This is a genomic window from Telmatospirillum sp. J64-1 (assembly GCF_006980715.1).
GTDB classification, from domain to species: domain Bacteria; phylum Pseudomonadota; class Alphaproteobacteria; order Rhodospirillales; family Magnetospirillaceae; genus Oleiliquidispirillum; species Oleiliquidispirillum nitrogeniifigens.
Genome location: NZ_SBHN01000040.1, coordinates 1,964 through 13,194, shown reverse-complemented (window position 1 = coordinate 13,194; position 11,231 = coordinate 1,964). Strand labels below are relative to the sequence as shown.

The window sequence follows — 11,231 nt, the reverse complement described above, 5'->3', positions numbered from 1 at the left end:
CCGCAGATCGATCTCAAGGCAGAGATGACGAAAATGGTGGCCAGGAAGCCGACTACGGCAGAGGGGCTGCGATGGGCGGCAGAGGCCCGGCAGTGGAGTGGCGGAGTAGCGCTGGCCGCCATCCCTCTGTGACTATTCAAATATGCACGATGTCAAAGAGCAGAGAGCCCGCCCTGCAAGGCGGGCTCTTGTTGTTTCAGGCGTTGGTGATGATCAGCTCGCCGACCGGCTTTACCTTGCCGGTGCCGCCGACTGTGTAGGTGGTGGACACGGGCGTCAGCTCCGCCCAGCCGAAGATCTCGCGGACCTGGGGCGTGTCGTTGATTGAGAGGATGATCCGGCCCTTCAGGCGCTGGAGGCAGGCTGAGAGGCGCTCGAAATCTGCGCGGCTGAACAGATCCTTGCCGTAATAGCCCTCCGAGCCCCAATAGGGCGGATCGCAATAGAACAGGGTGCCGGGGCGGTCGTAGCGGGAAAGGAATGCCTCGAAGTCGAGACACTCGATGACCACGCCGGCCAGGCGCTCGTGCAACTCCTCGAGGCGCGGACCCAAGACATTAAGGTTGAAGCGGGCGGGCCGCGCCGGATCTACACCGAAGGTCCGGCCGGCGACCTTGCCGCCATAGGCCAAGCGCTGGAGGTAGAGGAAGCGTGCCGCGCGCTCCAGGTCGGTTAGGGTCTCTGGATCGGTCTTGGCCAGTTGCTCGAAACGCGCACGGCTGGTGATCTGGAAGCGCAAGGTCTCCATGAACTGGGGATAGTGGCGCTGCAAGATCCTGAAGAAGGTGGCCACGTCACGCGAGGCGTCGTTGATCACCTCAGCCTTGGGGACCTGGCGCCGCCGCAAGAAGACACCGCCAAGGCCGACGAAGGGCTCGGCATAGGTGTCATGGGGCGTGGTCTCAATGAACTGGAGGATTTTGGAGGCAAGCCTGCGCTTGCCTCCTACCCAGGCCGCTACCGGTGCGACCGGCCGAACTGGGGCATGGTTGTCGTTGGTGGCCATGTTGGCTCCGGCGATGGCGCTCCTGGGCGCTCTGGTGCGGGGCTCTCGGCCCTCATCAGGCGATTGATCGTCCCACAACGCGGGCATTTGATCTCGATGGCTTGATATGCGGCTGCCTTGGCAAGCAGCCGGCGGCAGCTGCCGCAGCGGATGGACTCCATACGTGGTAGTGCCTACACTCGCCCCGCCCGGTGCACGGGTGCGGGGATGACCGGATATCCGGCCGGTTCTGGTCATGCGAGGTCCTTTCTCGCGGTTCTGGGCGGGTCAACGCCCAGGCCCCCCGCCGGCCGACCTGTGGCGGGGGAAAGCAGATTCAGGTGGACAAGGCGGCGAAAGCCTCGTCGATCTCAGCCAGGGTGGTGATGGTGCCTGCCTTGATCGCCCCAGTAAGCTGCGCCTCAAGGGCGAAGCATTGAAGGACATGCTGGCGGGCTTTGACGGCCATTTCCTGCATTTGCTGGTTGGAAACGGGTTCAAAGCCGTGAGGGAATTTCCACAACTCATCGTTGCTGCGGATGCCGAGGGCTATGGCCTGCAGCTCAGCCAGGTATTTGCCCTGGCTGGCTTCATCAGTGCGCAAATGCCAGCCGTTCCAGAGGGTCCCGCCGATTTCGGCCTGCCAGCGCCGTGCGGCCAAATAATCAAGCAGGTCCTCGCGAGCGAGCGGCGGAGCAGGCATCTCGACCCACTCGCCATCCTTCCATTCGTGGTTGGGTGATGGTCGCAGCGGCACCTCAATTGTGCCTTCCGGATAGGCGTCGCGGATATCCTTCGGCACCTCGCCGATGGACTGCCAATAGCCCCGACTGGGATGATAAAACCCGTATTCCATTAGCGTAACTCCAGCCAGCGACCGTAAGCCCCAGGGTTATCCGCTCTATAATAATGCCCAGGAGGCACGATTATATAAACATACCTTCCGTTATCATTATTTTGCGCAAGCGCCATTTCCACCCACGTAGAATTATTGTGAGACACAGACATTCTTTGCGTCTGGGAGCCATTGCTTCCAAACATCACCATGATCGGCTTTCCGGTGGTGTTCTGGTACGCAGTCTGGACTTGCCGCTGTGCAGATACATCCTGCCAAGACTGGCCGTAGCCAAGCCCCCCAGCCAACGCACCGATGGCCTGCGCCACGCGCTGGGGCGTCATTAATTTGGTCGTGTTCGTCCCCGCCTGGGCCTCGGCCTGGGTGGCGATGTCGATATTGTGGGTGTGACTTTCGGCAGACGCCGCATTGGTGGTGGCGGCCGTCAGGGTGCCGGGCGTGCCCAGGGCGAGGGTGCGGTTTGCCGAGAGGTCGCCGCCGCCGACCAACCCATTGCCGGCAGTGATGGTGCGTCCGGCCGGCGTGCCACCCAGATTGGTCAGGGCAGCGGCGGCCGAGGTCGCCCCCGTGCCGCCCCGGGCAACGGTCAAGGTGCCGGAGGTGCCGTTAACAATATTGATCAAGCCGACCAGCGCGGAGATGGCCTGCGCCACGCGCTGGGGCGTCATTAATTTGGTCGTGTTCGTCCCCGCCTCGGCCTCAGCCTGAGTGGCGATGTCGATATTGTGGGTGTGGCTCTCGGCGCTGACTGCATTGGTGGTGGCGGCCGACAGGGTGCCGGGTGTGCCCAGGGCGATGCTTCGGTTTGCCGAGAGGTCGCCGCCGCCGACCAACCCATTGCCGGCAGTGATGGTGCGTCCGGCCGGCGTGCCTCCCAGATTGGACAGGGCTGCGGCAGCCGAGGTTGCCCCCGTGCCGCCCCGGGCAACGGTCAAAGTCCCTTCGGTTCCTTCAATGATATCAATCACATCAGGGATCAATGAAGTGAACGCTTCGACGAGGCCGGCTTCCAAGGCATCCAAATCACCATCATCATGCACGCCGTCAGCGTGCCGGTTGGCGATAAACTGCGCCAAGCCGGCCGCGATATGAGAGACCTGGCGCAGCACGCGGTTCTCAAGAGCGCGCAGGGCGATACCGGGTTGATGGCCGCGCAAGCGCCCCGGATGGGTCTGGTAACTTTCCAGGGTCTCCAGGTCGCCCAAGGCTTCCTGGCCGTCGGGTGCGAAGGGCAGGATCTCGTTGGTCGCGTCAGGATTAAGCGGCATTACTAGACCTCAGTCGTAAGGATGCGGGGCCAAGCGCCCCTGTCCCAGCCCGCCAGGGCGGGGCTATCGGAATCCCAGGCAAATAGTGCCCCCTCGGTGCCGACCGGCGGCAGTGCGTAATAGGCCACGCGGACGCCGGCGGGCTTCAGCGGGATGTAGCCTTGCACCAGGAGCTGCGTCAGGATGCTTGAGGGCGGCATGCCGGCGATGCCGATGGAGATGGTCATGTCGCCGTGATCCTGGATCAGGATATGCGAGCCCTGATCGGCGAAGGCGGCGGCCCAGATGGCATAGGCGCCGTCGCGGGTGCCGTCCCAGCTGTTGGCGGCCACTTTCGCTTTCAGCAGCTGCCGATAGACATCGTCGGGCAGGCTGACCATACCGGAGGCCGGATCATAAAGGCCGCGCCAAGACCCCTCCCCCCAGCCCACGCCGGGCGTGTCCCAGGCGAAATACACCCCATCCAGCGGCACCTTCAGATGACGTGATCGGCCGACCCATTCGCCGACCTGGTCGAGTTGTGCGCCGATTGCCGCGTCGAGGTCGAAGGCGCGGCGCAGATCCTCCAGCACCGCCTGGATCTCCACCAAAGGCGCGGTGACGGCATCCACCGTCGCCTCGAATTTCGGGCGCCGATGCTGGGAGGTGATGTGGTCGGTATAGGGCTTGGTCACGGCTCCAACTCCAGCAGGATGTCATCAAGCGCGGCCGTCGCCGCACTGTTGAACACCACCTGAACATTGGTTGGTGCCAGGGCTTGGGGATCGGTGCCGATCTCAATGCCCAGGACATCGAAGGTGCGGGCAGCCCGGCTAGGTTCGGCCTCGATGACCGGCGGGAAGAGTCTGGAGAGCAAGACATCCTCGCCGATGCCCAAGGCATTGATCGCCTCGGCCACGGCCTGACGGGCGGCCTCTCCGGTCACTGCCAGATAGCCGGTCAGCGGCTTGATTCGGATACGGACGTGGATGGGCAAGGCCGTCGGCCGGAAGAATCCGATGGTGGCCGGACTGCCATAACGATCGCGGACGGTGACCATGGATGTGCCGAAGGTGCCGCAGCCCGGTGTCTTGCGGGCCGCGATGACGGCGGCAATCTCATCATCTGCACCGCCCTCGACCACCAAGGCAATCGAATGGCCGGGGATGCCGTTGGCATCGGGGACATTGCCATCATTTTCGTAGCCGCGCAGGCGCAACACGCCGGGGACAGCCGCCACGGCGCCGAGGACCCCTTCCAGGATTGTCCGGGAGGGCAGCGCGGTGGACAGCGCCTGGCGCCGGCGCAGGTCCGCGTCGCTCTCGACCGGCGCTCCGGGCATGGCCGGAGCGGGATTGCTGACGCTGTGCCAACCCAGAATGGGCGTGTCGATCTGCGAGACGTCGCCGGCCGGCGCATGGATTGCCCCCGGCTCGGCCGCTCGGGCCGTTACCAGGGCTTCGCCTGACGTGGGGATGGTTACCTGATCGAGCAGCCAGCGGCGGCCGGCGCCATCCTTGGCGACAGCATCTGTCAGCATTGTACCGACGGTACCGACGACGCGCAGGGTCACGGTGCTGTAGGTCGCCGCCTTGCGGCGTAGGCCGTTGATGGCCACCTGGCGCGACAGGCTCACGCCTTGCGCCGTCGCCGGGCTGAAGGCGTTGTAGACCGAAGCGGCCAAGCTGAAAGCATCGTGGATGGCCTCGGCGAAAATCGCCGCCATCTGGCCATCCTGGCTATCGGGCTCCAGATACAGATCCTCGCCGTAGATCTCCCGCAGACGGCCGTGGATATAGTCGAGGATCGTCGGATAGTCAGGCAGATGCAGGCCGGTCTCATCCAGGTGCGCCAGGGGCATCACAGCACCTCCTGGATCGCAGCGGGGCCGTAAATGGTGTCGACCGTTACGGCGACGGTCAGGCGGCGGCTTTCAGGATCGAGCGTGCTTTCATAGGCAGCAATAGCGCGCACGCCCGAGGTGCCCAGGATGCGTTCGCGGACCGCAAGATCGTAGGACACGGCGGTATGGCGGCCCAGCACTGCGGGAGCATAAGGAGTGCCTTCCTGCAAGTCCAAGAACCACTCACCGGCAAGCAGGCGCAGCCTTGTGGCGACCGCCTGGGCCACGGTTTCGGGCGTGTCGGTCAGCAGGTCGGCGTTGCCGCGCCCCATGACGTAATCCCTATCCGCAGATAGCCGCCGATACTTCATTGCGGGCCTCCCGTGTTGCCGCCGCCGGGTGTGACGCCGCCATGCACATGCGAGCGGAGGGATACGCCTCCTGCATCGACATCGCCGCTGGCGGCAAGACTACCTTCTAGCCGGGCGGTCGTCGGACCTCCATTGATGCCCGTTACCGACAGCGCGCCTTTGATCACGACCTGGGGGGCTTCCAGGGTCAGGGATGCCACTGCCTTGACCTCCACGGTGCCGCCCGGATGGATGCTGACATACTGGCTGGCATCGTCGGCGCGCAGCTGCACGGCGGCGGTATCGGCTGCCGGCGCCAGGGCGCGCGGCTGCGAACGGATGCCGAGGATAGCCATGCCGTCGGAAAGATCATGCATGCGGCGCTCGGCCTGCGGCTGCACGCCGCCCGATTGCCACCAAGCGTCGATGCAGCGGGCCGAAAAGACGACGATGCACTCGTCGCCGGGCCGCACCGGAAAGGTCAGCGTGAAGCCGCCGCCGGCCGGGAAACAGACAGGCACATCGACCAGCAGGGGCAGCGCGGCGGCGGCACGTCGGCCCGCTGCATCTTCGATCACACCGGCGACGGCAGGCTGGACGGTGACGGTCTGCGCAGCGGGGTTATAGGAATCGACGATGCCGGGCAGCGCAGTCCAGAGGCCGGCGGTGCTGCCTTCGATGGCGCAGCGGATGGCTTCCAGGGGATCGTCGAAATGTTCGCGGCGGTCCATCAGCGTCTCCCAAGCTGGTCGACCGGGATGCGCATCGTGTCGTCGATGGCGATGCACAAAAGGTCGGTGAACCAGTCCTGGCCATGGGTGTCGCCGGTGTGATCGGCCCGGATGATGCGGTAGAAGCCGTCGCTGTCCAGCGGGGCGGCGCGGTCAAAGGCCGCGACCTTGAGGTCGGTCCTGGCGCGCAGGATGGATGCATTGTCGAGGCGGACGCGCCCGCCGATCCGCAGGCGGGGATTGAGCAGGCAGCGCAGCTTGATGCCCTGATCCGTCTGTTCGGGGGCATCCAGCAGCCCGGTCTCATGGGTCAGGACCACTGCCTCGCCCGGCAAATATCCGCGCAGCGGCACCATCTGCACTTGGCCATCCTGGATGGACCAGCTCGCCTCGCGGTCGTCCGCCACATTGCGCATGACATCGCGCGCCATGCCGTAAAGCACCTTGCCGCGCGGCAGCGGCTGACCACCGAGGTCGCCGACATGGCCCGGCTTGGCGCCATGGGCCGCAAAGGCCCCCATGGCCACCCCCACTTGATCCGCCGGGCGGGCGCCGGCAGCCAGGGTACGGCTGACCACGGCATGGTTATAGGCACGGTCGCCATCGGCTGCGGTGATTTCGAGCCAAGAATCGGTGCCGTTTTCGCGACCGCGCCGCACTTGGCGGATCTGGCCATCGAAGAGCGTGCCCATGGCACCTTCATAGCCCGCCGACAGGATCACGCGGCTGAATTCGCCGCCGATCCGTGAGGCCGTGGCAGGTGCGAGGTTATAGACGGTGATGGTGGCGCTGTTGGGGGTCTCGATATCGCCCTTGTGCGTGGCAAAGGTGATGCGCAGGCCTTCCAGGTCCAAGCCTTGGCCCGCATCTGCTCCGACGATCAACGAACAGGCGCGCCGCCACTGGCGGGCAGGATCAGGCGTCACGGCATGTCCTCCTCATCATCCGTTTCAAAGATCAACTGCGCTGACGTACCGAGATCGCCGGGTCCGGGCGGCCGACCGCCGGGGGAGTGGCACCACAGCTTGCCGCCAACGCCCAGATGTGCATGTCCGGCCAGCAGGTCGACGCCGGGGAGCAGTGGCAGACCGGCCGCCAGTGTGGCGCCTTCGGCTTCGGCCAGATCGAGCAGCCATCCCCCTTCGGGAGCGTCGCACCAGCGCAAGGTCAGGCGGTAATCCTGGCCGTCCAGGCGAACCGTGAAGGTTTCGGGCAGCCCCGACAGCGGAATGTCGTAGAAGCTCATGACGTCTCTCCCGGCCCGAATACCGAGGAGAGCGCACTGCGGCGCGGCTGTGCTTGTTTCTGCCCGGTGTCGGTGATGGCGCCGGTGCGGTTGGGATTGGCGTGTCGGGCACGCGGCGGCACCGAGGTGACGGCCGTGCGGACAATGATCACCTCGCGGCATTCGGCCGTGATGACCAAGGCGTTCTCGGTCGCGGCGTCGGTGGTGGCGCTTAAGGATTCCAGCAGCATGTTGCGGTAGGCGCGCTTGCCGGTCACGATGTCGAAAGGCTCGCGCGATGCCTGCAACGCCAGCAGCGCATCATAGACCGACTGGGATCGGCGCCCGCTTCCATCGCCGCTGCTATCAGAGACGCCGGCACGGATCACCACGAGGGCTGGCTGACGCCAAGCATGGTCGCTGATCGCCGCCCCTTGCTCGACCGGATGCTCGGTAATCGTCAGGCTGTCCTCATGGTGCTCCTCGATCACCACATCGAAAGTGATGCCGCCCAGACTGCGAGTCGGGCGGATGGTCACCGGCTGGGACGGCTTGGACATCCAGCTCATCGCACGGCTCCTCGGGCATTACGCACCAGCTGCGCATTGACGTCGTTCTGCCCGCGGGCAATGGCGCGGCCGGCGGCCTGGGCATCGCCGGACGTGCTGACATGGATGTCTGTTTTCTGGCTGATATGCACCTGCGCCGGCGAAGTAGTCGCCGAGGCCGTTCCGGCCTCCACCTGCGCCGGCGGAGGCACCAGGGCCGGCGCCGACAGGTCGGGCAGCGGCGCGGCGCTCTTTGCCGGAGAGGCCGAGGCATCCTGGTCGCCCATTCCTAAACGCTTGCGCAGACTGGCGGGCAGCAGGCCCAGCACCCGGTTGGCTTGACGGGCCAGGGCATCCAGAGCCGCGCCCAGAATGCCGAGGATGGCCTCGGCCGATCCCCTGGCCCAGGCGCTAAAGTCCGGCAGGTCGGCCGTCACGGCCGACCATAAACCGGCGAAGATCTGGGCGATGGTCCTGACCAAGCCCTCGAACATGGTCAGCAGGGTGTCGGCAAACCCCCCGAAAAGGGCCGCGCCTGCTTCCAGGATGCCAGCGATGGTTCCGATTGCCGCTTCGGCCCAGGCGGCGAAATCCGGCAACTCTCCCTTGACCGAGGCCCACAGGGCGCTGAAGATCTGGGCAATGGCTTCGGCAAGTCCCGCGAAGACGGCCCGCACGGTTTCCTCATAGGAACGCCACAGCCCGATCAAGGTGTCCAGAATGCCGCGCAGATCGCCGGAGAAGAGCGCGGCCAGCAGCCTGCCCATCTGGCCGAGGATGTCGACGACACCGCCCAGCAGGCGAATCACGGCTTGAAGCAGCGGCGCGGTGGCCTTCAGAGCCCCCATCAGCGTGGCCAGCACAATGGAGACCAGCGGTTTGAGCACCTCGATCACCGACTGGATCGAGTCCGCCCAGGGCGACCAGTCGAGCAGGCTCTCGCCGCCTTCCATGAAGGTCAGGTAATCGTCGACCAGGGCAATGATCACGCCCAGCCCGGCGATGATTGCCCCCAGGGGTGTTGCCAGAAAGCCGAGGTTCAGCAGCCGCCACGCGGCCAGCAGAGCGCCGGCTGTCAAAATCGCCGTTTGCTGCACGTCATCAAGGGCTTCGAACCACTCCACGACCCGCATCACCCATCCGATGATGCGGGCGGCAAAGGCGCCGACAGCTCCGGCAATGCGCAAGGCGAAGCCGATCAGCCCTTCGAGCACCCGCTTGATGCGGTCAAAATTCTCGATGATGGCCCGTCGCAGCTGCTCGGCGCCACGCCGCAACTGCTCGAACAGGGCCAGAGAGACGGCATTGGCGACCATCTCGGCCATGGTGCGCAGCTTGCCGATCTCCGCCAGCAGGCCGGTTGCCGCCTCGGCCGCCTGCTGGGCATCAACGCCGGCGGTGGCGTACATGGCCTGGAATTCGTCCCGCAGTTCGCCGACATCCCTGGTCAACATCGGGATCAGCGCGGGGTCGATGCCCATGCGGGCGGCATAGGCCTCTTGGGCGGCGCGGCTCATCCCCTGCATCTGCCGGCCCGCATGCTCCAGCGCCGCACCGGCATCGCGCAGATGCGGATTGTTCGCGCGCATGCCTTGCAGGCTCGACATCAGGGCGGATGCCGAGGCCCCCGACTGCTCCGCGACATATTGCAGTTCCTGCAGGCGGGCAACGGGCACGCCCAGATGTTCGCTGGCGCGGCCCAGCTCGGTATAAGTGCCGGCGACACGCAGGATGGCCGCCGAGGCGCCGCCCGCAACTGCGCCCACGGCAAGACTGAATGCCTTGACCGCGCCAAGCGCCGTATCAAGCGAGGCGCGGTCGGCCTGGAAGCCGACGCGGGCTAGGAATTCCGCAATCACGCCGCCCAGCACCGTCTATTTCTCCTTCGTTCTGGCAAGACGCCACTCGTTTTCGGCTCGGACATCGAGCGCCTCGTTGAGATCGGCGATATCGGCAAGGCTCAAAGTGCCGTCGTTGAGGCTCTCGAACCGGCACAGCCCTTCAAGGACGGGGCGGAACAGCCAATCCTCCCCGCTTGCCATGGCTACCCACGCGATGCCATCAGGCCCTGCACCTGGTTGCCAAGTCCGGGCAGGGCGCTCATAAAACCCTGCATGTTGGCCCACAGCACGCGCCCGGCGACGGTCAGCAAGGCCGGCATGTCCAGCTCGTACATCAGCACGCCGCGAGCGCGCAGGGGCGCCCATCCGGTGCCGCCGTCCTGCCTGACCTCGGCCGCATCGAGCGCGACATCGAGGATGTAATCGACCTGTTCGTCGGGCAGTCCGGCCAGCGCCTCGCCCAGCAGGGCGGCGGCCTTGAGCGGCTCGGCCGCCACGGCTTCGATCTCACCGATGCGCCCCAGCAGGGAGGCCAGACGGCGCGCAACGTGGAACTGCTTGCGCGCATCGATGCGCTTGGGTCGCAAGGTCAGGCCCCCGGCGGTGAATTCCTCGAATTGGTTCATGATTATCCCCTTACTTTTCAGGCGAGCCGGTGCCGAGCTGGCGGTCGATGCGGCCGGCTGCGAATACCCACTCAACGGTGCCCCCCTCCCTGGCATAGGTCAGGGGCGGCGCCTTGGTGAAGGCGACGCCGGAACAGGTGATGGTGTCGCCGCGCACGGTGTCGCGGATGGTGATGGTGTTGCGCCCATGCATGGCGGCGCTGGTGGTTTGCAGGTCATACAGCGCCGCCAGCTGCGCATTGACCGTGCTGGTCTTGAGCAGCCGCACGGTGACCGTGCCGGACTTATCGCCCGACAGGCTGTGCATCCACCCGCCATCGGCACCGACCGTCATGGTGGATTTATCGCCAGTGGGCTCAATGGTGATGCCCTCATCGGCAATGCCGGCCTCGGGGCCGCCCAGGGGGAAATTTCCGCCAGGGCCGGAGATGGCCGCATGGACATCCAAAAAGCTGTAAACGCTCATTCAAACCCCCTTCATCAGCGGTTAGCGGTTGACGTCAATCGCGACATCGACGGAATGGACGGCACCGGCGAGCTTGACCGCCACCTGGATCGGCGGCGCCTTGCGCTGTTCACGCTCCGACTGAGGCTGCGCGGCGATTGCCTGGGCATAGACGTAGAAGCCCTTGGGCAGGTAATCGCCGCGTTCCAGCTGCCCGAAGCCGTCGGCGTTCCAGGTGCCGGGCGCGACCAGTCCATTGTTGACCGCTTCGCCCAGCACGCCCTCGATGGCGGTGACAAGCTGGTTCACCCCGCTATCGGTCTGCGGGATCTTGGTCTTGGACTGATAAAGCAGGTTCCAGCATTCGGTCTGGATGGCGTTTTGCAGCCAGTCCAGGCCGTGGATCTCGTCGAAATAGGCCGCGCCGGCCATGACCCCTTCCTGAAAAATGGCGGTGTCGTTGTCATAGGCGGCGAACACATTGCAGCGCTTGGCTTCCAGCGCCCTGGCCTGGGTCTCCGAAAGGCCCTCGGC

At 65.4% G+C, this 11,231-nt stretch carries 16 protein-coding genes; all 16 read right to left on the bottom strand.

Annotated features, from left to right (window positions below; translation table 11 throughout):
- Positions 1-196: 196 nt before the first annotated feature.
- Positions 197-1,006 carry a DNA adenine methylase gene (locus EPD66_RS22845; RefSeq protein WP_142850877.1) on the bottom strand — a complete coding sequence of 270 codons (810 nt, stop codon included), beginning with the start codon at positions 1,004-1,006 and terminating at the stop codon, positions 197-199.
- Complete coding sequence (locus EPD66_RS24865) at positions 958-1,167, bottom strand: Com family DNA-binding transcriptional regulator (protein WP_142850876.1); 210 nt, start codon at positions 1,165-1,167, stop codon at positions 958-960. Before EPD66_RS24865 ends, EPD66_RS22845 begins: the two co-directional genes overlap by 49 nt.
- Before the next feature lie 155 nt (positions 1,168-1,322).
- Positions 1,323-1,841 (bottom strand): DUF4376 domain-containing protein, encoded by a 519-nt coding sequence (locus tag EPD66_RS22835; protein WP_142850875.1) that lies wholly within the window; start codon positions 1,839-1,841, stop codon positions 1,323-1,325.
- A complete protein-coding gene (locus EPD66_RS22830; protein WP_142850874.1) occupies positions 1,841-3,109 on the bottom strand; it encodes a hypothetical protein in 1,269 nt (422 codons plus the stop codon). The genes EPD66_RS22835 and EPD66_RS22830 overlap by 1 nt, the downstream gene beginning before the upstream one ends.
- 2 nt (positions 3,110-3,111) lie before the next feature.
- Complete coding sequence (locus tag EPD66_RS22825) at positions 3,112-3,783, bottom strand: DUF2612 domain-containing protein (RefSeq protein WP_185961579.1); 672 nt, start codon at positions 3,781-3,783, stop codon at positions 3,112-3,114.
- Entirely contained in the window at positions 3,780-4,949 is a 1,170-nt protein-coding gene (locus EPD66_RS22820) for a baseplate J/gp47 family protein (RefSeq protein WP_142850873.1), read from the bottom strand. Before EPD66_RS22820 ends, EPD66_RS22825 begins: the two co-directional genes overlap by 4 nt.
- Positions 4,949-5,302: a hypothetical protein gene (locus tag EPD66_RS22815; RefSeq protein WP_142850872.1), complete on the bottom strand. Its 354-nt coding sequence runs from the start codon at positions 5,300-5,302 to the stop codon at positions 4,949-4,951. Before EPD66_RS22815 ends, EPD66_RS22820 begins: the two co-directional genes overlap by 1 nt.
- Entirely contained in the window at positions 5,299-6,012 is a 714-nt protein-coding gene (locus EPD66_RS22810) for a Gp138 family membrane-puncturing spike protein (protein ID WP_142850871.1), read from the bottom strand. The genes EPD66_RS22815 and EPD66_RS22810 overlap by 4 nt, the downstream gene beginning before the upstream one ends.
- Positions 6,012-6,938, bottom strand: coding sequence for a hypothetical protein (locus EPD66_RS22805; protein ID WP_142850870.1), 927 nt, complete (start codon positions 6,936-6,938; stop codon positions 6,012-6,014). Before EPD66_RS22805 ends, EPD66_RS22810 begins: the two co-directional genes overlap by 1 nt.
- Positions 6,935-7,258: a hypothetical protein gene (locus EPD66_RS22800; protein ID WP_142850869.1), complete on the bottom strand. Its 324-nt coding sequence runs from the start codon at positions 7,256-7,258 to the stop codon at positions 6,935-6,937. Before EPD66_RS22800 ends, EPD66_RS22805 begins: the two co-directional genes overlap by 4 nt.
- Positions 7,255-7,806: a phage baseplate protein gene (locus EPD66_RS22795; RefSeq protein ID WP_142850868.1), complete on the bottom strand. Its 552-nt coding sequence runs from the start codon at positions 7,804-7,806 to the stop codon at positions 7,255-7,257. Before EPD66_RS22795 ends, EPD66_RS22800 begins: the two co-directional genes overlap by 4 nt.
- Positions 7,803-9,656 carry a hypothetical protein gene (locus EPD66_RS22790; RefSeq protein ID WP_142850867.1) on the bottom strand — a complete coding sequence of 618 codons (1,854 nt, stop codon included), beginning with the start codon at positions 9,654-9,656 and terminating at the stop codon, positions 7,803-7,805. Before EPD66_RS22790 ends, EPD66_RS22795 begins: the two co-directional genes overlap by 4 nt.
- 3 nt (positions 9,657-9,659) lie before the next feature.
- Positions 9,660-9,827 carry a hypothetical protein gene (locus EPD66_RS24185; RefSeq protein WP_185961578.1) on the bottom strand — a complete coding sequence of 56 codons (168 nt, stop codon included), beginning with the start codon at positions 9,825-9,827 and terminating at the stop codon, positions 9,660-9,662.
- 2 nt (positions 9,828-9,829) lie between these two features.
- Entirely contained in the window at positions 9,830-10,252 is a 423-nt protein-coding gene (locus EPD66_RS22785; protein ID WP_142850866.1) for a phage tail assembly chaperone, read from the bottom strand.
- 10 nt (positions 10,253-10,262) lie between these two features.
- On the bottom strand, positions 10,263-10,718 hold the full coding sequence (locus tag EPD66_RS22780) for a phage protein (protein WP_142850865.1): 456 nt from the start codon (positions 10,716-10,718) through the stop codon (positions 10,263-10,265).
- A 21-nt stretch (positions 10,719-10,739) separates the two neighbouring features.
- A partial coding sequence (locus tag EPD66_RS24455) for a DUF3383 family protein (RefSeq protein ID WP_221931085.1) occupies positions 10,740-11,231 on the bottom strand: 492 nt, incomplete at its 5' end.